This is a genomic window from Buttiauxella sp. AC142 (genome assembly GCF_979253435.1).
Genome location: NZ_CEEDCH010000001.1, coordinates 1,628,925 through 1,651,622 on the forward strand (window position 1 = coordinate 1,628,925; position 22,698 = coordinate 1,651,622).

At 53.3% G+C, this 22,698-nt stretch carries 21 protein-coding genes; 10 read left to right on the top strand and 11 right to left on the bottom strand.

Annotated elements, in window-relative coordinates; genetic code table 11:
- Window positions 1-19: 19 nt before the first annotated feature.
- The 4 genes from chiD to sppA all read right to left on the bottom strand — a co-directional run bounded on the left by chiD (window position 20) and on the right by sppA (window position 5,103).
- On the bottom strand, window positions 20-1,291 hold the full coding sequence (chiD, locus tag AC0IWZ_RS07445) for a chitinase ChiD (protein ID WP_034494724.1): 1,272 nt from the start codon (window positions 1,289-1,291) through the stop codon (window positions 20-22).
- A 204-nt stretch (window positions 1,292-1,495) separates the two neighbouring features.
- Window positions 1,496-2,125, bottom strand: a complete 630-nt coding sequence (gene pncA / locus AC0IWZ_RS07450; protein WP_471677724.1) for a bifunctional nicotinamidase/pyrazinamidase — start codon at window positions 2,123-2,125, stop codon at window positions 1,496-1,498.
- A 9-nt stretch (window positions 2,126-2,134) separates the two neighbouring features.
- Window positions 2,135-3,151 carry an asparaginase gene (gene ansA / locus AC0IWZ_RS07455; RefSeq protein ID WP_034494726.1) on the bottom strand — a complete coding sequence of 339 codons (1,017 nt, stop codon included), beginning with the start codon at window positions 3,149-3,151 and terminating at the stop codon, window positions 2,135-2,137.
- Window positions 3,152-3,252: 101 nt separating this feature from the next.
- Window positions 3,253-5,103 carry a signal peptide peptidase SppA gene (gene sppA, locus AC0IWZ_RS07460; RefSeq protein ID WP_034494727.1) on the bottom strand — a complete coding sequence of 617 codons (1,851 nt, stop codon included), beginning with the start codon at window positions 5,101-5,103 and terminating at the stop codon, window positions 3,253-3,255.
- A 159-nt stretch (window positions 5,104-5,262) separates the two neighbouring features.
- On the opposite strand from sppA, the gene AC0IWZ_RS07465 reads away from it, so the two are divergent.
- The 4 genes from AC0IWZ_RS07465 to AC0IWZ_RS07480 all read left to right on the top strand — a co-directional run bounded on the left by AC0IWZ_RS07465 (window position 5,263) and on the right by AC0IWZ_RS07480 (window position 9,177).
- Entirely contained in the window at window positions 5,263-5,814 is a 552-nt protein-coding gene (locus AC0IWZ_RS07465) for an NAD(P)H nitroreductase (protein WP_471677723.1), read from the top strand.
- A gap of 118 nt (window positions 5,815-5,932) precedes the next feature.
- Window positions 5,933-6,976, top strand: coding sequence for a selenide, water dikinase SelD (selD, locus tag AC0IWZ_RS07470; protein WP_034494729.1), 1,044 nt, complete (start codon window positions 5,933-5,935; stop codon window positions 6,974-6,976).
- Window positions 6,977-6,980: 4 nt separating this feature from the next.
- Window positions 6,981-8,969, top strand: a complete 1,989-nt coding sequence (locus tag AC0IWZ_RS07475) for a DNA topoisomerase III (RefSeq protein ID WP_471677722.1) — start codon at window positions 6,981-6,983, stop codon at window positions 8,967-8,969.
- Window positions 8,896-9,177 (top strand): YnjH family protein, encoded by a 282-nt coding sequence (locus AC0IWZ_RS07480; RefSeq protein ID WP_259267526.1) that lies wholly within the window; start codon window positions 8,896-8,898, stop codon window positions 9,175-9,177. Before AC0IWZ_RS07475 ends, AC0IWZ_RS07480 begins: the two co-directional genes overlap by 74 nt.
- On the opposite strand, the gene AC0IWZ_RS07485 is transcribed toward AC0IWZ_RS07480, so the two are convergent.
- On the bottom strand, window positions 9,137-9,550 hold the full coding sequence (locus tag AC0IWZ_RS07485) for a pyrimidine (deoxy)nucleoside triphosphate diphosphatase (RefSeq protein ID WP_471679078.1): 414 nt from the start codon (window positions 9,548-9,550) through the stop codon (window positions 9,137-9,139). The two genes, AC0IWZ_RS07480 and AC0IWZ_RS07485, sit on opposite strands and share 41 nt — an antisense overlap.
- Before the next feature lie 73 nt (window positions 9,551-9,623).
- Between AC0IWZ_RS07485 and AC0IWZ_RS07490 the strand changes: the two genes are divergently transcribed.
- Together AC0IWZ_RS07490 and AC0IWZ_RS07495 are read left to right on the top strand one after the other, a co-directional pair.
- On the top strand, window positions 9,624-10,202 hold the full coding sequence (locus AC0IWZ_RS07490; protein WP_471677720.1) for a carboxymuconolactone decarboxylase family protein: 579 nt from the start codon (window positions 9,624-9,626) through the stop codon (window positions 10,200-10,202).
- The gene (locus AC0IWZ_RS07495) at window positions 10,195-10,812 is read left to right on the top strand and encodes a CDP-alcohol phosphatidyltransferase family protein (RefSeq protein WP_471677719.1); all 618 of its coding nucleotides are present in this window, start codon (window positions 10,195-10,197) and stop codon (window positions 10,810-10,812) included. The genes AC0IWZ_RS07490 and AC0IWZ_RS07495 overlap by 8 nt, the downstream gene beginning before the upstream one ends.
- Window positions 10,813-10,879: 67 nt before the next feature.
- Here the strand turns inward: AC0IWZ_RS07495 and AC0IWZ_RS07500 are convergent, their stop codons facing one another.
- From AC0IWZ_RS07500 to xthA, 6 genes are read right to left on the bottom strand one after another with little or no spacing between them, the layout of a single operon-like run.
- On the bottom strand, window positions 10,880-12,175 hold the full coding sequence (locus AC0IWZ_RS07500) for a rhodanese-like domain-containing protein (RefSeq protein ID WP_471677718.1): 1,296 nt from the start codon (window positions 12,173-12,175) through the stop codon (window positions 10,880-10,882).
- Window positions 12,176-12,230: 55 nt separating this feature from the next.
- Window positions 12,231-12,905, bottom strand: coding sequence for an ATP-binding cassette domain-containing protein (locus AC0IWZ_RS07505; RefSeq protein ID WP_471677717.1), 675 nt, complete (start codon window positions 12,903-12,905; stop codon window positions 12,231-12,233).
- The gene (locus AC0IWZ_RS07510; RefSeq protein WP_471677716.1) at window positions 12,905-14,473 is read right to left on the bottom strand and encodes an ABC transporter permease subunit; all 1,569 of its coding nucleotides are present in this window, start codon (window positions 14,471-14,473) and stop codon (window positions 12,905-12,907) included. The genes AC0IWZ_RS07505 and AC0IWZ_RS07510 overlap by 1 nt, the downstream gene beginning before the upstream one ends.
- Window positions 14,470-15,645, bottom strand: coding sequence for an ABC transporter substrate-binding protein (locus tag AC0IWZ_RS07515; RefSeq protein ID WP_471677715.1), 1,176 nt, complete (start codon window positions 15,643-15,645; stop codon window positions 14,470-14,472). The genes AC0IWZ_RS07510 and AC0IWZ_RS07515 overlap by 4 nt, the downstream gene beginning before the upstream one ends.
- Window positions 15,646-15,655: 10 nt before the next feature.
- Window positions 15,656-16,315: a TVP38/TMEM64 family protein gene (locus AC0IWZ_RS07520; protein WP_471677713.1), complete on the bottom strand. Its 660-nt coding sequence runs from the start codon at window positions 16,313-16,315 to the stop codon at window positions 15,656-15,658.
- An 18-nt stretch (window positions 16,316-16,333) separates the two neighbouring features.
- Window positions 16,334-17,140 (bottom strand): exodeoxyribonuclease III, encoded by an 807-nt coding sequence (gene xthA / locus AC0IWZ_RS07525; RefSeq protein WP_410372649.1) that lies wholly within the window; start codon window positions 17,138-17,140, stop codon window positions 16,334-16,336.
- A 506-nt stretch (window positions 17,141-17,646) separates the two neighbouring features.
- Here xthA and astC point away from each other — a divergent pair.
- Genes astC through astB form a run of 4 tightly spaced genes read left to right on the top strand, consistent with a single transcriptional unit; the run spans window position 17,647 to window position 22,698 of the window.
- Entirely contained in the window at window positions 17,647-18,867 is a 1,221-nt protein-coding gene (gene astC, locus AC0IWZ_RS07530) for a succinylornithine/acetylornithine transaminase (RefSeq protein WP_115629319.1), read from the top strand.
- Window positions 18,864-19,898 (top strand): arginine N-succinyltransferase, encoded by a 1,035-nt coding sequence (gene astA / locus AC0IWZ_RS07535; protein ID WP_471677712.1) that lies wholly within the window; start codon window positions 18,864-18,866, stop codon window positions 19,896-19,898. The genes astC and astA overlap by 4 nt, the downstream gene beginning before the upstream one ends.
- Window positions 19,895-21,367, top strand: a complete 1,473-nt coding sequence (astD, locus tag AC0IWZ_RS07540; RefSeq protein ID WP_471677711.1) for a succinylglutamate-semialdehyde dehydrogenase — start codon at window positions 19,895-19,897, stop codon at window positions 21,365-21,367. The genes astA and astD overlap by 4 nt, the downstream gene beginning before the upstream one ends.
- Window positions 21,368-21,369: 2 nt before the next feature.
- Complete coding sequence (astB, locus tag AC0IWZ_RS07545) at window positions 21,370-22,698, top strand: N-succinylarginine dihydrolase (RefSeq protein WP_471677709.1); 1,329 nt, start codon at window positions 21,370-21,372, stop codon at window positions 22,696-22,698.

Below are 22,698 nucleotides of genomic sequence, written 5' to 3' on the forward strand. Positions count from 1 at the left end.
CGCCATACACGCTGATTTATTAATGCTCGGTTTTAATGCCTAAATCTTTGGCTAACTCTTTCGCTAATTTATTGTTGTCATCCGCGCCGTACTCCCAGAACATCGCGCCGCCTAATCCTTTCGCTTTGATGTACTCCGCCTTGATTGCGACAGAACGTGGGTTCTCATACGAAATAGCGAACAGATCTTTGCCTTCAGCAGACTTAATGGTCAGATACGGAACATGCGCATCGTTATCCCAGTTTTCCGTAAAGCGCTTTTGGGGATCGTTAAGCAGTTTGCTAACAATGTCGTTGTATTTCATATAACTGTCTTTTGTCAGGTCAACGCCCATAGACATAAACAAGGCTTTCTCGGCATCGCCGAAATAGGGCTGTGTCACCGGGTTTTTGGCGGCGTCTGGTTTATCCCAATCAATGCCTGGTTCGGTTGCACGTTTAGGGATTCGCCCGTAGAAGCCAATTCCCAGGTTCATCTGCGCAGGTTTCAAACCGGCTTTAATGTAGTTATCAACGACAAAGTTAACGTTGTAGTTATCCGCGGCGGCCACGGTTGGCCAGGTTTTTGAATCATAAAGATTGGCGTTAAAATATTGCGTGCCATACGCCATGTCGTAGGTCATCAGATTGATGTAATCCAGCGCTGGCGCAATGGCTTTTACATCCACCCACTCGGTTGGACTTTTCACGTTAGCGCCCACGGCGATGGTCAGGAGTTTTTCTTTACCTAACGCGGCCCGCAGTTCGTTGAGTAGCGCAGTGAAGTTCGCTTTATCCTCCGGCAGGCTATTCACCAAACCCCACGCCCCATTCACCGGATACTCCCAGTCAAGATCGATGCCATCCAGCCCGTAGCGTTTAATCACTTCCTGCGCCGAGCGGATAAATATCGCACGGTTTTCTGGTGTCGCCGCAGCACCTGAGAAGCCACGCGCGCCCCAACCGCCAACCGATAGCAGCACTTTCAGGGAAGGGTTCTGTTTACGCAGATCGGGGATCTTTTCCAGATCGGCCATCACTTTCGGTGACAGCCAAATCTGATGCAGTTTCGACGCATCCTTCAGGGCAGGGTTTGTTTCGTCTTTTTCATCGTTATAAATCAGACCGAACGAATAGTTGAGGTGCGTTATCTGGCGCACATCGAGTTTATCTATATCGCCGCCCGGTCCGGCTGTGACGTCGCCTCCACCGTTGAAATAACCGACTGAGAGGTAAGAGCTTGCCTGAGCCACACCGGCACAAGCGATCTGTATCACTGCCAGTAACGGCAGCAGTTTACGCGTGAAGACCATAGGGTAGTTCCTCTTTGACGAGCAAGCCTTCAGTAACCAGAGGGAACGGAAGGCAAAATAAACGCAGCTAAGTTGCTGCATTAATAAACAAATTCATTATGAGAGCGCTCTCAGAAATGAGCGAGCAATAAAAGTTAAGAATGAGAGCGGAATCGAATAAAGAAAGGAGGGCGCTTTCACGCCCTGGGGAGCCGGGTCAGTAATTTAGTAAGTAAAATCAGCCAGTGTCATTAGCGTTGCGCCAGCGGCAGACATATCCTGATACGCTCGCAGACCATCCTGAGGATGCAAATTCACCGCGCGGCAGCCATCTGTAATCACTGTGACTTCATAACCGAGAGACAGGGCGTCGAGTACGGTGAACTTCACACAATAGTCTGTCGCCAGGCCAATCACCACGAGCTGTTTAATCTCATTGCGGTAGAGCCAGTCATCGAGCTGAGTTTTCTGACGATGCCCGTTATCGAAAAACGCGCTGTAGCTATCAATTTGCGGGTTTTCACCTTTTTGAAAAACAGCCTCTATTTCATGAGTATTGAGCAAAGGATGGAGCTTTGCCCCTTCGCTGTTCTGCACGCAATGATCCGGCCACCAGGTTTGGCGAAGTCCATCGAGTTTCCCCTGTGAAAACGGTTCGGTTCGCTGAACGCTGGCAAAACTCCCATGATTGGCGGGGTGCCAGTCCTGGGTTGCAACCACGACATCACCCTTTGCTTTGCAGTAGCTTATCAAGGTGTTAGCGAGATCAATCGTGCTATCACCTTCCGGGACTGCGAGTGCGCCACCGGCACAAAAATCATTTTGTAAATCAACCAATAACAAAGCACGTTTCATGGTTTCTCCTTACTCATCTGGAGTGAGTTCGCCACGTAAGTTAAGCGACATCGCTTCGCGTATGGCCTGCACGTCGAGATTCTGGCTAAGCAAATAATGAAGTTTAGTCAGCGTGGCCTCTACCGTCATATCATAGCCACTGATAACGCCTGCCTGAGCCAGCGCATTACCTGTGGCATAACCCCCCATATTCACTTTCCCGGACATACATTGCGTGAGATTTACCACCACAATGCCGCGTGAAGAGGCTTCTTGTAACTCCTTGAGGAACGCGCCGTGCTGTGGCGCATTGCCCACGCCATAGGAACGCAATATCAACGCTTTTACCGGCTGGCGTAAGAAGTTACCGACCACATCTGCCGAAATGCCCGGATAAATCGTTACCACGCCAATCGGCTGCGGTGTAATCGGGTGAACGATCAGTTCTCCTTCACCGTGCGGCGCAGGTGGCGTATTCAGGCGGCGAATGTGAATTCCCGCTTCAAGCAACGGTGCCAAATTGGGTGAGGCAAAAGCATCGAAACCGTCAGCGTGCGCTTTGGTGGTGCGGTTGCCGCGATACAGACGATTATTAAAGAACAATGTGACTTCATTAATCGGGAAATTTGCCGCCACATATAAAGAGTTGAGCAGGTTAATCTGCCCATCCGAGCGCAATTCAGCTAATGGGATTTGTGAGCCGGTCACAATCACGGGCTTGCTGAGATTTTCCAGCATGAACGACAGCGCTGAGGCGGTGAATGCCATCGTGTCAGTGCCGTGCAAAATCACGAAACCGTCGTATTCGTCGTAATGCGCTTTGATGTCATCGGCGATGTGCTGCCAGTCCTCGGGGGTCATATCCGAGGAGTCCATCAGCGGCTGATATTCATGAATGGTGAAATCAGGCATTTCCTGGCGGTGGAATTCTGGCATCAACGCCAACTGGCGTTGCAGGTGCCCGGAAACGGGAATGTAACCGTGTTCAGATCGTTGCATACCGATAGTACCGCCGGTATAGGCAACGTAGATGGATTTCTTTTGCATGGAATGGTTTCACATCAGCAATATAGGGCGGGTAAACGAAGTGTCACCCGCCTTAAAAAGCGGTGGACGGCGCGACGCTCATCCACCCGGGAAGTTATGAATTATCGCACATCGCCACAAGTGAGGCAGAAAGCGTAACGGTTTTGCGGGTCATTCATGGTGCCAAACTTATCGTTTTGCGCTTTAACGGCTAACGCAGCATCAGCCAGCGGCGCGGGCAAATATGCCTGCAACGCTTGCGGCAACATGGCACGCACGGAACCGCTCATGCTATCGAACACCATATCGATAAAGCTCGGGTCATCCTGCCAGAAATCCAGGTGCCAGGTTTTCAGCTTCGCCAGTTCTGCCGCTTTCGCTACGGCATCATCGAAATCACCGAGGCTATCGACGAGACCGTTCGCTTTTGCATCCTGGCCGGTCCAGACATGACCTTGTGCGATGGCATCAATTTGCTCTGGAGTCTTCTTACGCGAATCCGCCACCAGATTAACAAAGCGCTTATAGCCATTTTCGATGGTCAACTGCATCATCTGCTGAACTTCCGGTGGTAACGATTTCGTCACCGCCACATCCGCTAATGGCGAAGTTGCCACGCCATCGGTATGAACGCCAATCGAATCAAGACTATTTTCAACGGTATTGATCACGCCAAAAATACCAATCGAGCCGGTCAGGGTGTTCGGGCTGGCGACGATATAATTGGCTGGAGTTGAAATCCAGTAGCCGCCTGATGCTGCCATTCCGCCCATCGAAACCACGAGAGGTTTGCCCGCCGCACGCGCGGCTTCCAGTTCATCACGAATCACTTCTGACGCCGTAACGCTGCCACCAGGGCTGTTTACACGCAGCACAATTGCCTTCACTTTAGGGTCAAGACGCGCTTCGCGAATTTGCATTGCAGTGGTATCACCGCCGACCTGGCCTGGCGTTTCTTCACCATCCATAATTGCGCCATTGGCGATGATGACAGCAATGGCATCGCCGGTATCAGCCGGTTTTTTCACCACGTAGTCATACATACTGGTGTAGCTGAAATCTTTGTTTTCTTTGTTCCAGCCAAACTGTTTCACCATGGCTTTATCCATGGTGGCGCTGCTGGCCAGTTCATCTACCAGCTTGTTATCCAGCGCGTATTTTGCTGTATCACCACCGAGTTTTTGCAGGCTATCAAGCAGACCTTGCGCACCAGGGAATACCTGAGCAGGCGTTATCTGGCGGTTAGCGGCAATCGTTGCGAGATAGTTTTGCCACAGCTCACCAATCCAGCGGCTATCGGCTTCACGCGCAGCAGGGGACATATCGTCACGAATATACGGTTCCACGGCAGACTTATAGGTGCCGACGCGGAAGATGTGCGTGGAGACTTTCAGCTTATCCAGCAGCGTTTTGTAATACAGGGAGTTTGTTGCAAAACCGTGTAAATCCACCATGCCTTGCGGTGAGAGCCAGATTTTATTGGCGAAACTTGCCAGGTAATATTGCCCCTGGTTATAGCTGTCACCCACGGCGTAAACCGGTTTGCCGCTGTCGCGGAATTCACGCAGTGCTTTGCCGATATATTGCATCGAAGGCTGATCACCACCCGCGAACTCTTTTAAGTCCAGCACAATCCCGGTGATGTTGCGGTCATCTTTAGCCTGGCGAATGGTATCGACCACATCAAACAGCGAGTTTTCCTGCAAGCGGTCAGAACTGGCACCCAGCAACTGGCGGCCAATCACGCCCAGCTTATTACTTACCGAAGGTTTATCGACAACCACACCGGTAATATCCAGCAGCAACGCACCCCGCGCAGGTTCGGCAGGGGCGCTGTTAAGCTGCATCCAGATGCCAACGCCGACCAGAACCAACAGCACTAAAAACAGGTTGAGAATAAACTCTCGAATAAAGTTAAGCAGACGCCAGGTCCACTTAAAAAAACCGGCAACAAATCGCCCAATGGTGCGCATGAATACTCCGTTATTTCTGGCAAGCTGCGTGTGACAGCTAAAGTTACCGCTATCCTAAATACCTCCAGGGCGAAAGTCAGTAGGAAATCTGCCCTGCGCTGTAACAAATTCACCTGCTGTGTTAGTTTTGCCGTTAAAAATCATGACAGGAGTTTTCAAATGGATGCACTCGAACTACTACTTAACCGTCGCAGCGCTTCCCGCCTGGTAGAACCTGCTCCCGCAGGTGATGTCCTGGAAAACATTATTCGTGCGGGTATGCGTGCGCCGGACCACGGGACATTACAGCCGTGGCGTTTCACCGTCATCGAAGGCGAAGGGCGTGAGCGCTTTAGCAAAGTGATGGAACAGGCTGCCATCGCTGAAGAGCAGGACGAAAAGGGCATTGAAAAAGCACGCACCGCTCCGTTCCGCGCACCAATGATTATCGCGGTCGTCGCGCATTGCGATGACAATCACAAAGTCCCGGTCTGGGAGCAGGTGGTCTCTGCGGGTTGCGCCGTTATGGCGATGCAGATGGCGGCAGTGGCGCAGGGTTACAACGGAATCTGGCGCACAGGAATCTGGACTGAAAGTGAAGCCGTGCGTGACGCGCTCAAGTGCCGTGAGCAAGACGAAGTGGTGGGTTTCCTCTATCTGGGAACGCCGCAGCTTAAAGCGTCTACCACCGTCAGCGTGCCGGACATCGCTCCATTTGTGCACAGATTCTAAGCAATCACGCAAAAGCTGTCTGGATTGTGACCAGCAATGGCGCAATTCAGACACTGATACTTACTACTCCCTGGCCGAAGAGTTACCATAGCGGCATTGCCAATGACAGGAGTAGTCCATGAGTGAGCAAACCGTTCGTTTGACGCAGTACAGCCACGGAGCTGGTTGCGGCTGCAAAATTTCCCCGAAAGTCCTGCAAACTATTCTGCAATCCGAGCAGGCTAAATTTGTCGACCCTAACTTACTGGTAGGAAACGAAACCAGTGATGACGCGGCGGTATACGATCTGGGCAACGGCACTTGTGTCATCAGCACCACCGACTTCTTTATGCCGATCGTCGACGATCCTTTCGATTTTGGGCGCATTGCTGCCACCAACGCGATCAGTGATATCTATGCGATGGGCGGCAAACCTATTATGGCTATCGCCATTCTTGGGTGGCCGATTAACACCCTGGCACCAGAAATCGCGCGTAAAGTCATTGAAGGTGGGCGTTTTGTATGCCAGCAGGCCGGAATTTCTCTGGCCGGTGGTCACTCCATTGACGCACCAGAGCCTATTTTTGGCCTCGCCGTGACCGGGATTGTGCCTACCGACCGCGTGAAGAAAAACAGCTCGGCCACCGCAGGTTGCAAACTGTTCCTTACTAAGCCGCTCGGTATTGGTGTGCTGACCACCGCTGAGAAAAAATCCCTGCTCAAACCAGAACACTACGGCCTTGCCGCAGAAGTCATGTGCCAGCTCAACAAACCTGGCGCTGAATTTGCCGATATCGAAGGCGTCACCGCCATGACGGATGTCACCGGTTTTGGTCTGCTCGGCCATCTCAGCGAAATGTGCCAGGGCGCAGGCATTCAGGCCGAAGTCTGGTTCGATAAAGTCCCTAAATTACCGAGTGTCGAAGACTACATCGCACAGGGCTGCGTGCCAGGCGGTACTTCGCGCAACTTTGCCAGCTACGGATATCTGATGGGTGAAATGACCCAGGCGCAGCGTGATTTGCTCTGTGACCCGCAAACCTCAGGCGGCTTGCTGCTGGCCGTTGAAGAGAGCGCAGAAGCTGCCGTTGCCGCCGTCGCCGAAAAAAATGGCATCAAACTGACCGCGATTGGCGAGCTAAAAACCGCACGCGCGGGCCGCCCGATGATTGAGATTCGTTAGTCGGATGCGTTTGTTTATTGCCGAAAAACCGAGTCTCGCTCGCGCTATTGCTGACGTGCTACCCAAGCCCCATCGCCGTGGCGATGGGTTCATTGAGTGTGGTAATGGGCAAGTCGTTACCTGGTGTATCGGCCACTTGCTCGAACAGGCCCAGCCGGATGCTTACGATGCGCGTTTCGCGCGTTGGAACCTTGCCGATTTGCCGATTGTGCCGGAAAAATGGCAGTTGCAGCCGCGCCCGTCGGTGACTAAACAGCTTAACGCCATCAAAAAACTCCTCGTCCAGGCTGACGAAGTGGTTCATGCAGGTGACCCGGATCGCGAAGGGCAACTGCTGGTGGACGAAGTTCTCGACTATCTGGAACTGGCACCGGAGAAGCGTCAGCAGGTTCAACGCTGCCTGATAAACGATCTCAACCCGCAGGCGGTAGAACGTGCAATCAGTCGCCTGCGTGCCAACAGTGAATTTATTCCGCTGTGTGTTTCAGCTCTGGCTCGTGCCCGTGCCGACTGGCTTTACGGCATCAACATGACCCGCGCTTACACCATTCTTGGGCGTAATGCGGGTTATCAGGGTGTGCTCTCCGTCGGGCGCGTGCAAACGCCGGTACTCGGGCTGGTGGTGCGTCGCGACGAAGAAATTGAGAATTTCGTCGCTAAAGATTTCTTCGAAGTCAAAGCGCACATCGTTACACCTGCCGATGAACGTTTTGTCGCAACGTGGCAACCAAGCGAATCTTGCGAACCGTATCAGGACGAAGAAGGGCGCTTGCTGCATCGCCCGCTGGCTGAACATGTGGTGAACCGTATCGGCGGGCAACCGGCGATAGTCACTGCCTATAATGATAAACGGGAATCAGAAGTCGCCCCGCTGCCGTTTTCGCTCTCCAGTCTGCAAATCGAGGCGGCTAAACGTTTTGGGCTAAGTGCGCAGAACGTGCTGGATATTTGCCAGAAATTGTACGAAACCCACAAACTTATCACTTACCCGCGCTCGGATAGCCGTTACTTACCGGATGAACATTTTGCCGGGCGTCACGCGGTACTGAATGCGATTAGCATCCACCAGCCTGATTTATTCCCGCAGCCTGCGCTGAATACCGATCTGCGCAACCGCTGTTGGGATGACAAAAAAGTTGATGCTCACCACGCGATTATCCCGACCGCGCGTAGCTCCAAAATTTCGCTTTCTGAAAATGAATCTAAAGTTTACAACCTGATCGCCCGACAATACTTAATGCAGTTCTGTGCCGATGCGGTGTTCCGCAAATGCACCATCGATCTTGATATTGCTGGCGGTAAATTTAACGCCAAAGCCCGTTTCCTGGCCGAAGCTGGCTGGCGCACGCTGTTGGGCGGCAAAGAGCGCGATGAAGAAAACGATGGTACGCCGCTGCCGGTGGTTGCCAAAGGTGATGAATTGCTGTGTGAAAAAGGTGAGGTGATTGAACGCCAGACCCAACCGCCACGCCATTTCACTGATGCAACGCTGCTTTCGGCAATGACCGGGATTGCCCGCTTCGTGCAGGATAAAGATCTGAAAAAGATCCTGCGTGCAACGGACGGATTAGGCACAGAAGCGACTCGCGCCGGCATCATTGAACTGTTGTTCAAACGAACGTTTCTGGTGAAAAAAGGGCGCTATATTCACTCGTCAGATGCCGGGCGGGCGTTAATTCACTCGCTGCCAGAACTGGCTGCAAGGCCAGATATGACGGCGCAGTGGGAATCGACGCTGACGCAAATCAGTGAAAAGCAGTGCCGTTATCAGGATTTCATGCAGCCGCTGGTGCAAACGTTATATGACCTGATTCACCAGGCGCGAACCAAGCCGGTTCATCATGCTTTCAAAGGCGTCAAAGCGCCTGACGAGCAGAAAAAACCGCGTAAGCAATGGGCGAAAAAAGAGGGAAGTGAAGATGCGACTAAAAAGCCTGCTCGCCGCCGCCGTGGCGCTGATGATAAGCCTGCCGGGGATGGCGCAGCGTCTTGATCCCCAGGTAGATATTTCCGTGCCGCCGGAAGTGTTCAGCACGCAGGGGCAAAGAGCTGCACCGTGCAGCCAGTGTTGTATCTATCAGGATCAAAATTACACCGAAGGGGCGGTTGTGAAAGCCGATGGCGGAATTTTGTTGCAATGCCAGCGCGACGAAAAGACGCTTAGTACAAATCCTTTAGTCTGGCGGCGTGTAAAACCATAAACGCTTCCAGCAAGGGAATATCTGCCGGGGCAAGGTTGTACTCAAATGCCCCGGCCGGTAAACACCAGGCCAGTTCACTGTGGCAAAGTGCCGTTAATTCGCCGCTAAACTCACTGACATGCCAGGCGTGCAGATGAATAATTCGCCCGGAAACTTCCCGCCGATGACTGGCAACGTAATTCCCAACCACCGCGTTAATCGCCAGCTCTTCTTCTAACTCCCGCGCCAGGGCTTCAGGTTGTGATTCACCCGCGTCGACTTTGCCGCCGGGAAATTCCCACAAACCCGCCTGATCGCCATCTTCCGGGCGTCGGGCGAGTAAAATCTTACCGTTACGCTCAATAATTGCCGCAACGACATCAATGGTTTTCATGATACTCATCCGCTCTTTCCCCATGGGCGTGGCATAATACGCGCCATCAAAGGTTTTCTGAAGATTTTCCCGAATGACGAATAAAAACAGCGCTCCCTGGGTGGCTCCGCTTGAAAAATTGCCTGCCAGTTTACGGCCCATTGTTTCGATGCAACAAAAGCATTTCGGCTCGGTGCTAAACCCAACGCGATGGTGGGGGCGCTTTCCGTTTTTATTCTGGCTGGTGGCATTGTTCGTGGGCTTTCTCGAAAGACGGCGGGCGAAAATCGACCCGGTGGTGCGCTCCCTGGTGATGACGCGTGTTTCCCAACAATGCTGCTGCGAATTTTGCATTGATGCCAATAGCTTGCGGCTGGCAGAGCGTAGCGGTTCGATGGATAAAGTCCTGGCCGTCGCGAACTGGCGCGACGAGACGCTGTTCACCGCCAAAGAACAAGCGGCACTCGCTTATGCTGATGCAATGACAGCGACGCCTCCGCAAATCAGTGATGCGCTAAAAGCCGAACTGAAAACCCATTATGATGACAAAGCCATCACCGAATTAACCGCATTGATTGCCTTCCAGAATCTCTCCGCCCGCTTTAATGCCGCACTGGATATTCCGGCGCAAGGGCTATGCGTCAGCGCAACCGGGAAACAGACTCATGTTTGATAGTTACCTCCATCCACGGATTAAACCGTCTCTCGAACGCCTTGCGGCGACGCTGGATAAACCGTCTATCTCCCCCGATGGGCTGACGCTAATTGGCTTTGCCATCGGAGTGCTGGCGCTGCCGTTTTTAGCGCTGCAATGGTATGGCGCGGCCCTGGTTGCGATAGTGTTGAACCGGCTGTTTGATGGTTTAGATGGCGCGCTGGCGCGGCGGCGCGGCCTGACCGATGCCGGGGGTTTTCTCGATATTTCGTTAGATTTTTTGTTTTACGCCCTGGTGCCATTTGGTTTTATTCTCGCCGACCCGGCGCAAAATGCATTAGCCGGTGGCTGGCTCCTGTTTGCGTTTATCGGGACCGGCAGCAGTTTCCTGGCATTTGCTGCGGTGGCGCAAAAGCATCAGCTTGATAATCCCGGCTACGCGCACAAATCGTTTTACTATCTCGGTGGCTTGACGGAAGGCACGGAAACTATCGCGCTCTTTGTCCTGAGTTGCCTGTTCCCGCAGTGGTTTGTCTGGTTTGCGTGGGTGTTTGGTGCGCTGTGCTGGATGACGACATTTACGCGAGTGTGGAGTGGATATGAGACGTTAAAGCGCGTGGGTGGTTGAAGAACAGCCCTCACCCCGCCCCTCTCCTGAGGGAGAGGGGCGGGGTGAGGGGAAAACTTAAAACATCTTACAGAGGCTTACGTTCCCCAGTCGCCACCGGGTTCTTCGGATTACTGCTCCACTCATACCAGCCGCCATCGTACACGCCAACATTCTGCCAGCCCATCGCACGGGCATACATGAAGGTTTCAGACGCGCGCCAGCCGGTGCCGCAATAAAACGCAACGTGCTGATCCGGCGTAATGTTCCAGCTTTTCCACATCGCGGCGATATCATCAGCCGAACGCATAGTGCCATCTGGATTATGGAAATCTTCCATATGCGTGGAGTCGGAACCCGCGTGGCCCCAACGCGCCCCGGCAATTTCACCTTTTGGCTTAATGTAGCTATAGCCGCTGGTGATGCCGATAAATTCCGGCCAGGAACGGATGCTCACTAAAGACGCGTCTTTACGACCTAACAGGCCGCGAGCCTGCTCGGTGTCGAGCATCAGTTGTGGCTGGCCTGGAATGGTTGCGCCGAAATCAGGTGCGGGTTTCACATCGTTTGGCAAGCCACGCTCGACCGGCAATTTGGCATCAGACCAACTCTGCCAGCCGCCATCAAGCAAACGCACATCTTTCACACCTGCATACAGCAGAATTTGTGCGACACGTGCCGCAGCGTAGACATCACGCCCGTACATAATCACGGTGGTATCGTGACGAATGCCGTGTTTTGCGATCAATGCTTTCAGCTTGTCGTCAGAAACTTTGTTCCATAACGGCTCGCTTTCGATGTCATTGGTATCAATGTAATCCGCACCTGGAATGTGACTCAGCAGGTATTGCTTTGGCGCGCCCCAGGCGGCTTCAATGATTTTCACTTCACCCGCTGGTTTTGCCACGACAGCTTTATTCTGCATCAGATTGTGCAGCCACTGCGGGTAAACCAACTGCTCGAAGTGAGCCATTTTCTGCAAACGAGCGGGTTGCTGGAGAGCATCGGAAAGCAATGCAACATGCTGATAGCCCAGCTTAGACAAGCGTGTTTTCACCACTTTTGTCTCATCATCATTGCCATACAGAGCAATCAGGCTGTCAGGTTTAATCGCGTGCTGTTTTGCCCACAATTGCAGTTGCTCGTCATTCATCATGTCTAACCAACTGGCCGATAAATTCAGAGCGGCAGGCTCATGGCCACCGACGCTGGAAATGGTTTGTGGCCAGCCGTTATAAAAGGCACTTAGACGTGTATCAATAACCACGCCGTGCTGCGCTTGAAGAGTGGATAAAGTCATCTGGGATGGCATATCTGCCGCGGTTGCCATGTGCGCCAACCCGGATAACATCAAGGCGGCGGTTAGTTGAGAAACACGTTTCATCTTATAACCTGAAAGAGAGAAAAAAAGAGCCGCTATTTTTGCCTAATAGCGACGGCTATTCTTTGCGGTAACGCATGAATATGTATGACGAATTAGCTGGGGAACTATTGATCGTGATTATTTTTCCGCCAACGGGAATATCCTGCGGGTCATGGGTGACCAGCACCACCGGAATGTCCATTTGCTCGACTTGTTGCCAGACAAACTGGCGAAATTGCTCACGCAAGGTCTGATCTAAACGTGAAAAAGGTTCGTCGAGCAGCAGTGCTTCTGGTTTTGCCAGCAACGCCCGCAGCACGCTAATGCGCGCACGTTCCCCACCGGAAAGCGTTGCCGGGTCGCGCCGGGCAAAGTTCGCGAGTTGCGCGTTGGCCAGCGCTTCTTCAACGCAATGCTGGCGCAGCTTACGATCTTTAATTGCCTCAGGAATCGCCATCGCCAGGTTCTGCCCCACGTTCAGATGAGCAAACAGCAAGGAATCCTGAAACAGAATGCCCATGTTTCGCCGTTCAGTGGGTAAAGTATCGCGGCGTTTTTGGTTAAGCCAAAGCTCACCGGACACGTGAAATTCAGCCGACAATGCGCCAATCATCCAGCTTAAAAACGTTGATTTCCCCGCGCCCGACGGCCCCATTAGCGTCAGCACTTCGCCCGGAGAAACGGTAAAATTCAGCTCACTAATCAGCGAGTGCGATGCATTAGAAATCGAACAGTTCTGAACATTAAGCATCAGCGTAACCCTTGTCGATAATGACTCACCAGGCGGCTAACCTGGAGTGTAGCGATAAACATCATTGCCGGAAGCAGCATTTGCAGCAACGCCTGAATCGCCTGCTGCTGTGGGTCGCCGCCGCTGCTTAAGGCCACCGCCTGTGTGGTGACGGTGGAAAAACGCCCGGCGCCAGCATACAGCGTGGGTAAATACTGCGCGACACTGACTGAGAACCCAACGGCAAAAGCGGCCAGCATCGGGCGAATTAAAATCGGCAGTTTAACCCGGCATAAAATCTTCCATCTCGACCAGCCAAAAGTCTGCGCGGTGATAAGCAACCGCCTGTCAAACTGCTGCCAGGCGGGGCGTGCCACTAATAACATATACGGCACCACCCACAGCAAATGACTCCAGATAACACCGGGCCAATGACCATCTTGATCAAGCACTAACAACATTCGGTATTGCCCGGCGACCAGCGGCAGCGCGGGTAAAAACAACGGTAGAACCAGCCACATATCAAAGCGCGAGTTGCCACCTTCCAGCCAAAGAACAACCACCAGCAAACCGAGTAAGCTACTCGCCAGCGCGATTAGCAGTGTGGTAGTTAACGACGATAACTCAGCGGTTTGCCAGCCGGAAAACGCAAGTCCATCGGGAAATAGCGAAGGGTAGAACCAGCCGTCGGCGAATGACCAAAGTACCAGCATTGCGATGGCCGCCATGCCCGTTGCGCTCATCATAAGGCCTGCACCCGACGCCAGCGGCTGAATACCAGATTGATGGCGCCTGCCAGAAAACTGCTCTAAAGCGTGGCGAATGAACATCCAGAGTCCGTAGCCAACAGCAATAAAAACGATCAACATCACCAGCAATAGTAGCGACGTTAACATCCCCATCGCCACGCGCTGCGGGTCGGCATCGTTAAGCCACTGCCAGGCAAGAACCGCGAGCGTTGGCGGGTTTGCCGGGCCAAGAATCATCGCGACATCAACCACCGAAAGGCTGTAGGCCACAACCGCTAATAACGCCCACTTCAGGCGCGGCAAAAGCTGCGGAACTATAACCCGAATGCGGCTTTGCAGCGGGCCATAACCCAGGCTTTGCGCCACGGTGAGTTGTTGGGAAAGCGCCGTATGATGGAGCTGCGTGCTGGCAATCCATAACAAAAACCAGCTCTCTTTGAGCGCCAACAATATGCCCAGCCCTACACCCAATTCATCAAGATGAAATGACACTCCACACAATCGTGCCAGCCAGCCGTTATCGGTAAACAGCGACAGAAAACCACTGGCGAAGGCAACGTGAGGCAAAGCTAACAGGAGCGGCAACTGCGCGGTATAGCGTTGCCAGCGGACGCCAGGCCAAAGCCCACAAAGCAGAACCAAACACAGCGCCAACGCCCCAACGACGCTAATCAGGGTTGAATTTAGCGTCGCCAGCAGCGCCTGCGGCCATTGGTTATCCGTCCACAACGCCTGCCATATTTCGGGCATCAGCAGCGGCTTTGTCATCATAGCTAAGCCCGGTAGCAGCGGTGCAAAAACGCACGCCACAGCAAGGATTGCTAAGAGACGATGGCTCATTTAGCCCCGTAACGCTGCAACCACTCTTTTTCCAGAGCCTCTACCCAGGCGGCATGCGGTTCAGCCAGATAAGGTACGTTTTGCTGGTGGACAGGCTTTTGAGCATCGAGTTGTTCACGCAACGGTTGTGGCAGTGTCGAACTATCAAGCACCGTTGCATCGCCCCAGATTGCCGGGTTGGCTTTACGAATTTGCGCCTCTGGTGACATAAGGAAGTTAGCCAGCACTTGCGCTCCCGCCAGCGCATTGGCATTAGCTGGGATCGTCACAAAATGGACGTTCCCCAACATGCCTTGCTCAAATCCAAATGCCTGGGCTGTTTTCGGCAGTTGTTTACGGTCGATTAAGTTGTCGACATGCGAGGGGTTGAACGTCACGGAGAACAGCAGTTCGCCGTCGGCCAGCATGCGGTCCATGCGGGCAGGTGTTGGCGGGAACGTTTTGCCCTCGCGCCATAACAGCGGATGCAGCTTATCCAGGTAATCCCACAGCGGAGCCGTTACCTGCTGGAAAGTCGCAGCGTCCGGCGGGGTACGCAACGCTTGCCGATCGCGAGTCAGCACAATGAATAGCTGTTCGATAAATGCGGTGCCGGTGAAATCGGGCGGGCGAGGGTAACTCAGTTTACCCGGGTGCGCTTTGGCAAATGCCAGCAGTTCATCAGCGCTGCGCGGGAATTTAACGTTGGGTTGCACATTGCCAATGAGCATTAACTGCGCGCTGCCCCACGGCGCTTCGGCTCCGTCAGTCGGTTGTGAAAAATCTTCGCGCACGGGTTTATTCTGATCGACGTAGCGCCAGTTGGGCAACGCCCACGCCCAGCCTTCTTTCAGTAATCCAGCCTGTTTCAGGGTGCGGAAGTTTTCGCCATTCACCCACAGTAAATCGACCGAACCCCTGGTTTTGCGCCCGGCTGCATCTTCGCTCTGAATACGCTTTACCGCATCAGCAGCATCGGCAAGGCGCACCACTTTTACCGTCACGCCGTACTGCTGTTTCATTTCACCGGTAACCCAGTCGAGATAACTGTTTACCGCCGGGTCACCGCCCCAGGCGTTGAAATAAACGGTCTGGCCATTGGCTTGCTGACGCAGACTGTTCCAGTTGTCAGGCTGTGCAAAGGCCGCAAAGCTGACCGCAACCAGCGACAGCAAAAGAGTTAAAAGACGCAAAATGGGATCCTTATGATTTTCGGAGCAGGCGGACTATCCGGCGTGAAACCAGCGGCAATAAACCCAGTAAAATAAACATCAGCATCATGCCGGGGGAAAGAATATCGCTCAGGGTTCTAAGCTGGCTCAGTTCGCGTCCGGCGTTGAGATAAACCACAATCGCTGGCAGCATCCCAACAAGGCTAACGGCAAAATAACGCAGAGTGTTGACCGACGTCAGGCCCATCAGCAAATTGATCAAAAAGAACGGGAAAACCGGCGTCAGACGTAAAGCAAAAAGATAGTACAAACCTTCGCGTTCCATCCCACGATTTATGGCCGACATGGGAGCCGCAAAACGTTGCTCTACCCAATGACGCAACAGATAACGGCTAATCAGCATGGCAAGTGTTGCGCCACAGGTCGCCGCCAAAGCAACCAGAACCGTGCCCTGAATCAAACCAAATTGCGAGCCAGCCAGCAGCGTTAACAGCGTGGCACCGGGAATCGAAAGTGTGGTGACGAGGAGATAAATCACGAAGAAGGCAAACGCTGTTTGCAGCGGATGCTGATGATGCCAGGCAGAGAATTGCGCTTGATAGTGTTGCAGGGCCGCCAGACTTCCCGGCGGCAAATAGATGATGAGGAGAACGAAAACCACAACCAGCGTGGCAAACAGTAACTTACGCATGGGATGTGGTGTTCTTCCTTATAGCTTAAATTCAGCCCACACCGGCGCATGGTCGGATGGCTTTTCCATGCTACGAATATCGTAATCAATGCCGGTTGCAACACAGCGTTCAGCCAGCGGTTGGCTTGCCAGCAGCAAATCTATGCGCAGGCCACGGTTGTCATCAAAACCTTTCGAGCGGTAATCAAACCACGAGAACTTGTCTTGCGTTTCAGGGTTTGCGTGGCGGAAAGTATCGACCAGGCCCCAGCTAATCAGGCGGTCCATCCATTCACGTTCTTCCGGCAGGAAGGAACATTTACCGGTACGCAACCAGCGTTTGCGGTTGTCTTCGCCAATGCCAATATCCAGATCGGTCGGGCTGATGTTCACATCACCCATAATCAGCACCGGATTATCTTTCTTCAGTTCGGTATCCAGGTAGTTTTGCAGATCCTGATAGAACTTCATTTTGGCCGGGAATTTGGTCGGATGGTCGCGGCTTTCACCCTGCGGGAAGTAACCGTTTATCACCGTCAGATTGCCTAATGGGGAAGGAATTTCCGCCATGATAATACGGCGCTGAGCTTCTTCATCGTCGCCAGGGAAACCACGACGCACCGAAATTGGCGTCTCTTTGGTGAGCAACGCCACACCGTAATGGCCTTTCTGACCGTGATAAAAGACGTTGTAACCCAGCTTTGCAACCTCTTCGAGCGGGAACATGTCATCGTGGACTTTTGTTTCCTGCAAACCGATAACGTCAGGTTGATGCTGTTCAACAATGGCTTGAAGTTGGTGCGGACGAGCGCGCAGGCCGTTGATATTAAAAGAGACGAATTTCATAAGTCGCTGCCGTGGTGACGAGTCAATGTTGCAGGATGTTAGCAGAAAATGGCAAAAATGCCGAGGGATCACCGCTTTGTAGAGGGGATAAGCGCCAGCTTCATCCACCATAACCGCTGCTTTTTCGGTTGACGCTACGCTTAACCGACCTACGAGTATGACGTTCGTTCACATACAAAATCTGCACCAAAGTCAGTCACGCCGCCCCGTTTTGGGGCGTAATAGCTGTGCAAACCCCATCATCGATCACAAATCCAGTATTAAATTTTACGGTTGCATAATATTTCTTGTTTTCGTGCGGCGATCCATACGGCACCATAAAACTATGCACTATCTATTCATTTTTAGTGAATACGCCTGGTTTGTAACTCCTTGATTTTCCATTATCAACCCTCCGCTATGCATTTATATCGCTGGCTGGCACGAAGCGTGCAATCTACATTTACAGCGCAAACACTCAATTATTTAACATATAAATAACTTTTTATTTACCCGGAGAGGTCTCTATGTCGCAGTCAATTACCCGCCAAAATTTCGACGAATGGATGATGCCCGTTTATGCCCCAGCTTCTTTTATTCCTGTGCGCGGTGAAGGGTCGACATTGTGGGACCAGCAAGGCAAAGACTATATCGATTTCGCCGGGGGTATTGCGGTCAACGCGCTGGGCCACGCCAACCCTGATTTACGCAAAGCGTTAGAAGAGCAGGCGGCAAAATTCTGGCATACCGGCAATGGCTACACCAACGAGCCGATTCTGCGCCTGGCAAAACAACTGATCGATGCCACTTTTGCTGACAAAGTGTTCTTCTGTAACTCGGGTGCGGAAGCCAACGAAGCGGCGCTGAAGCTGGCGCGTAAATACGCCCACGATAATTTTGGTCCGAACAAAAGTGGCATCGTTGCATTCAAAAATGCGTTTCACGGTCGCACGCTGTTTACTGTTTCGGCAGGCGGACAACCGGCTTATTCGCAGGATTTTGCGCCGCTGCCGCCGCAAATTAGCCACGCCATTTATAACGATCTGCAATCTGCCAGCGAACTGATCAACGAAAATACCTGCGCGGTGATTGTGGAGCCGATGCAGGGCGAAGGCGGCGTGGTGCCCGCCGATCCTACTTTCCTGCAAGGTTTGCGTGAATTGTGCGACCGCCATAACGCGGTGTTGATTTTCGATGAAGTGCAAACGGGTGTTGGCCGCACCGGCGAGCTTTACGCCTATATGCACTATGGCATCACGCCGGATGTCCTTTCTACCGCTAAAGCGTTGGGTGGTGGCTTCCCGATTGGTGCGATGCTGACTACCGATAAGTTCTCAAAAGTGATGGTCGTCGGCACTCACGGCACGACATACGGTGGTAACCCGTTAGCAGGAGCCGTTGCCGGGCGCGTGATGGAAATCATTAACACCCCAGAAGTGCTCAACGGCGTTAAGCAGCGCCACGCCTGGTTTGTGGAGCGTTTAAACAAAATTAACCAGAAGCATCAACTGTTCAGCGAAGTGCGCGGTTTGGGGCTGTTAATTGGTTGTGTCCTTCAACCGGAATACAGCGGAAAAGCTAAACTTATTTTACAGGCTGCGGCTCAGGAAGGCTTGATGATGCTTATCGCCGGGGCAAATGTGGTCCGTTTCGCACCGGCATTAATTGTCAGTGAAGCCGAAGTGCAAAAAGGGCTGGATCGTTTTGAGCGCGCCTGTGAACGCTTTTTAGCGGGAGAGCAATCATGATGATTATCCGTCCGGTTGAGCGCGGTGATATATCCGGGCTGCTGGCGTTGGCGGGTAAAACGGGCGGCGGGTTGACCTCGCTGCCTGCGGATGAAAAAACGCTGTCGGCACGTATCGAACGCTCCATTCAAACCTGGCAGGGCGACCTGCCAGAAGGCGACCAGGGTTATGTGTTTGTGCTGGAAGATTCCACGACAGAGCGCGTCGTCGGCATTTGCGCCATTGAAGTGGCGGTGGGATTAAACGACCCCTGGTACAACTATCACGTTGGCACCCATGTTCATGCCTCCAAAGAGCTGAACATTTACAACGCGTTACCGACACTGTTCCTGAGCCACGATCACACCGGCAGCAGCGAACTCTGCACGCTTTTCCTTGATGCCGACTGGCGCAAAGAAGGCAACGGCTACCTGCTTTCCAAATCACGCTTTCTCTTTATGGCGGCGTTTCGCGACCGCTTTAATGAAAAAGTGGTCGCTGAGATGCGCGGAGTGATTGACGAACACGGCCATTCGCCATTCTGGGAAAGCCTCGGCAATCGCTTTTTCTCAATGGAATTTAGCCGCGCCGATTACCTGTGCGGTACCGGTCAGAAAGCGTTTATTGCGGAACTGATGCCGAAGCATCCGATTTATACCGATTTCCTGTCTGCCGAGGCGCGGGCGGTGATTGGCAAAGTCCATCCGCAAACTGCGCCTGCGCGTGCGGTTCTTGAAGCCGAAGGTTTCCGCTATCGTAATTACGTCGATATTTTCGACGGCGGCCCAACGCTTGAATGTGATATCGACCGCGTGCGTGCGATCCGTAAAAGCCGCCTCGTTGAAGTGGTGATTGGGCAACCGGCAACCGAAGAGTTACCTATGTGCCTGGTCGCCAACGAAAAATACAACAATTTCCGCGCCATGTTGATTAAGGCGAACCCAAAAGGCGACAGGCTGATTATTGATGCCAAAACCGCTGATGCCCTGAAATGCAGCACTGGCGATAACGTCCGTCTGGTGCGTTTGTGCCCCGAGGAGAAAAAAGTATGACTCAGTGGATTAATGGACAATGGCTTTCAGGCCTGGGCGAAACGCTGCAAAAGCACAATCCGGTGAATGGCGATTTGCTGTGGGAAGGGGCGGCGGCAAATGAGCCGCAAGTTGAGCAAGCGTGTCAGGCGGCGCGTGCCGCATTTCCGGCCTGGGCGAAACGCCCGTTTGCCGAGCGTCAGGCTATCGTTGAAAAATTTGCCACCTTGCTCGAAGCCAACAAAGAGTCGCTGACGGTGACGATTTCCCAGGAAACCGGCAAACCACGCTGGGAGGCGGCGACCGAAATCACCGCGATGATCAATAAAATCGCCATTTCGATTAAGGCTTACCACACCCGTACCGGCGAAACGCACACCGAAATGCCGGATGGTGCGGCCACGTTGCGCCATCGTCCACACGGTGTGTTAGCGGTATTTGGCCCGTATAACTTCCCCGGACATCTGCCAAACGGGCATATTGTTCCGGGGTTGCTGGCAGGTAACACGCTGGTGTTTAAACCGAGCGAACTGACGCCGCTGATTGGCGAGCAAGTGATGAAATTGTGGGAGCAGGCGGGTGTTCCCGCAGGCGTGCTGAATCTGGTGCAGGGCGGACGTGAAACGGGCCAGGCTCTGGCACAGCAGCCGACACTTGATGGCCTGTTATTTACCGGTAGTGCAAACACCGGCTACCTGCTACATCGCCAGTTTGCCGGCCAGCCGGAGAAAATTCTGGCGCTGGAGATGGGCGGCAACAACCCGCTGATTGTGGAAGATCCGCAGGATATTGATGGCGCGGTGCATCTGGTGATTCAGTCGGCGTTTGTGACTGCGGGGCAGCGCTGTACCTGTGCGCGTCGCTTGCTGGTGAAACACGGTGCGCAGGGCGATGCATTTTTACAACGGCTGGTGGAAGTGGCGGGGCGTATTCGCCCGGCTGCGTGGGATGCAACACCGCAGCCGTTTATCGGCGGATTAATTTCGGTCCAGGCCGCAGAACGCGTGCTGACCGGCTGGCAGGAGCATATCGCTCGTGGCGGGAAAGCATTGCTTGAACCCAAACTGGTCAAAGCGGGAACGTCGTTGCTGACGCCAGGTATTGTCGAATTAACCGGCGTGGCAAACGTACCGGACGAAGAAATCTTCGGGCCGCTGCTGACGGTTTATCGTTATAGCGATTTTGATGAAGCCATCGCCATGGCAAACGACACGCGCTACGGCCTGGCAAGCGGGCTGATTTCTCCGCATCGCGAGCAATTCGACCAGTTGTTACTCGAAGCCCGCGCCGGGATTGTGAACTGGAATAAACCGCTGACGGGCGCATCGAGCGCGGCTCCGTTTGGTGGCGTGGGCGCATCCGGTAACCATCGCGCCAGTGCGTGGTACGCGGCAGACTATTGCGCGTGGCCGATGGCAACGCTTGAAAGCCCGACCTTCCCGCTGCCTGCGACCCTGAGTCCGGGGCTTGATTTCAGCCGTGAGGAATAGCCATGAAAGCGCGTGAAGTTAACTTTGATGGACTGGTGGGGTTAACCCACCATTACGCCGGGCTTTCTTTCGGTAACGAAGCGTCGACTAAGCACCAGTTCCGCGTCTCGAACCCTAAGCTTGCCGCTAAACAAGGCTTGCTGAAAATGAAAGCGCTGGCGGATGCTGGTTTCGCGCAGGGGGTGATCCCTCCGCAAGAGCGGCCTAATATTCCGCTGCTGCGCCAGTTAGGTTTCAGTGGAACGGATGCGCAAGTTATTGAGCGTGTCGCCAAAGATGCACCGCAGCTTTTGTCGGCTGTCAGTTCGGCTTCTTCTATGTGGGTGGCTAATGCCGCGACCGTTTGCCCATCGGCAGACAGTCTGGATGGCAAAGTGCATTTCTCGGTGGCGAATCTGAACAACAAATTCCACCGCGCCAGTGAAGCGCCAATCACAGAAAACACATTGCGAGCCATCTTCCGTAATGAGCAGTATTTTTCTGTTCACGGCGCATTGCCGCAGGTCGCTATGTTTGGTGACGAAGGGGCGGCGAACCATAACCGTCTGGGCGGAGCCTATGGCGAGCCGTCGACACAACTGTTTGTTTATGGGCGTGAAGAAGCCAAAGCCGGACTCATTCCGGCGCGCTACCCGGCACGTCAGACATTAGAAGCAAGCCAGGCGGTAGCGCGACTCAACCAGGTCAAACCGGATTTACTGGTGTTCGCGCAACAAAACCCGATGGTTATCGACCAGGGCGTATTCCACAACGATGTGATTGCGGTTTCCAACCGCCAGGTGCTGTTCTGCCACGAACAGGCGTTCCTGCATCAGCACGCGCTTTACGAGCAGTTACGTGAAAGAGTGCCTGGTTTTACCGCCATTGAAGTGCCAGCGGATAAAGTGAGTGTGGCTGATGCGGTCGGAACGTATTTATTTAACAGTCAGTTACTGAGCCGTGAAGATGGTAGTATGACGCTTATCTTGCCCGAAGAGTCACGCCAACACGCGGGCGTGTGGCGTTATCTTAATGAGGTTCTGGCGGCAGATAACCCGATTAGCGATTTGCAGGTCTTCGACCTGCGCGAAAGCATGGCTAACGGCGGCGGCCCGGCGTGTTTACGTCTGCGTGTGGTTCTCAATGATGCAGAACTCAAAGCGGTAAACCCGGCGGTGATGATGAACGACAAGTTGTTTATCACCCTTAACAACTGGGTCGATCGCTGGTATCGCGACCAGTTAACTCAGGCTGATTTAGCTGACCCTCAACTGTTGCGTGAAGGGCGCGAAGCACTCGACGAACTGACGCGTATACTAGACTTAGGTTTTGTTTATCCGTTTCAGCACTAA

What these genes read in the sequence shown, in the direction of transcription:
- chiD (WP_034494724.1), bottom strand. Translation starts at nt 1,291, where the DNA reads ATGGTCTTCACGCGTAAACTGCTGCCGTTACTGGCAGTGATACAGATC.
- pncA (WP_471677724.1), bottom strand. Translation starts at nt 2,125, where the DNA reads ATGAAACGTGCTTTGTTATTGGTTGATTTACAAAATGATTTTTGTGCC.
- ansA (WP_034494726.1), bottom strand. Translation starts at nt 3,151, where the DNA reads ATGCAAAAGAAATCCATCTACGTTGCCTATACCGGCGGTACTATCGGT.
- sppA (WP_034494727.1), bottom strand. Translation starts at nt 5,103, where the DNA reads ATGCGCACCATTGGGCGATTTGTTGCCGGTTTTTTTAAGTGGACCTGG.
- AC0IWZ_RS07465 (WP_471677723.1), top strand. Translation starts at nt 5,263, where the DNA reads ATGGATGCACTCGAACTACTACTTAACCGTCGCAGCGCTTCCCGCCTG.
- selD (WP_034494729.1), top strand. Translation starts at nt 5,933, where the DNA reads ATGAGTGAGCAAACCGTTCGTTTGACGCAGTACAGCCACGGAGCTGGT.
- AC0IWZ_RS07475 (WP_471677722.1), top strand. Translation starts at nt 6,981, where the DNA reads ATGCGTTTGTTTATTGCCGAAAAACCGAGTCTCGCTCGCGCTATTGCT.
- AC0IWZ_RS07480 (WP_259267526.1), top strand. Translation starts at nt 8,896, where the DNA reads ATGCGACTAAAAAGCCTGCTCGCCGCCGCCGTGGCGCTGATGATAAGC.
- AC0IWZ_RS07485 (WP_471679078.1), bottom strand. Translation starts at nt 9,550, where the DNA reads ATGAAAACCATTGATGTCGTTGCGGCAATTATTGAGCGTAACGGTAAG.
- AC0IWZ_RS07490 (WP_471677720.1), top strand. Translation starts at nt 9,624, where the DNA reads ATGACGAATAAAAACAGCGCTCCCTGGGTGGCTCCGCTTGAAAAATTG.
- AC0IWZ_RS07495 (WP_471677719.1), top strand. Translation starts at nt 10,195, where the DNA reads ATGTTTGATAGTTACCTCCATCCACGGATTAAACCGTCTCTCGAACGC.
- AC0IWZ_RS07500 (WP_471677718.1), bottom strand. Translation starts at nt 12,175, where the DNA reads ATGAAACGTGTTTCTCAACTAACCGCCGCCTTGATGTTATCCGGGTTG.
- AC0IWZ_RS07505 (WP_471677717.1), bottom strand. Translation starts at nt 12,905, where the DNA reads ATGCTTAATGTTCAGAACTGTTCGATTTCTAATGCATCGCACTCGCTG.
- AC0IWZ_RS07510 (WP_471677716.1), bottom strand. Translation starts at nt 14,473, where the DNA reads ATGAGCCATCGTCTCTTAGCAATCCTTGCTGTGGCGTGCGTTTTTGCA.
- AC0IWZ_RS07520 (WP_471677713.1), bottom strand. Translation starts at nt 16,315, where the DNA reads ATGCGTAAGTTACTGTTTGCCACGCTGGTTGTGGTTTTCGTTCTCCTC.
- xthA (WP_410372649.1), bottom strand. Translation starts at nt 17,140, where the DNA reads ATGAAATTCGTCTCTTTTAATATCAACGGCCTGCGCGCTCGTCCGCAC.
- astC (WP_115629319.1), top strand. Translation starts at nt 17,647, where the DNA reads ATGTCGCAGTCAATTACCCGCCAAAATTTCGACGAATGGATGATGCCC.
- astA (WP_471677712.1), top strand. Translation starts at nt 18,864, where the DNA reads ATGATGATTATCCGTCCGGTTGAGCGCGGTGATATATCCGGGCTGCTG.
- astD (WP_471677711.1), top strand. Translation starts at nt 19,895, where the DNA reads ATGACTCAGTGGATTAATGGACAATGGCTTTCAGGCCTGGGCGAAACG.
- astB (WP_471677709.1), top strand. Translation starts at nt 21,370, where the DNA reads ATGAAAGCGCGTGAAGTTAACTTTGATGGACTGGTGGGGTTAACCCAC.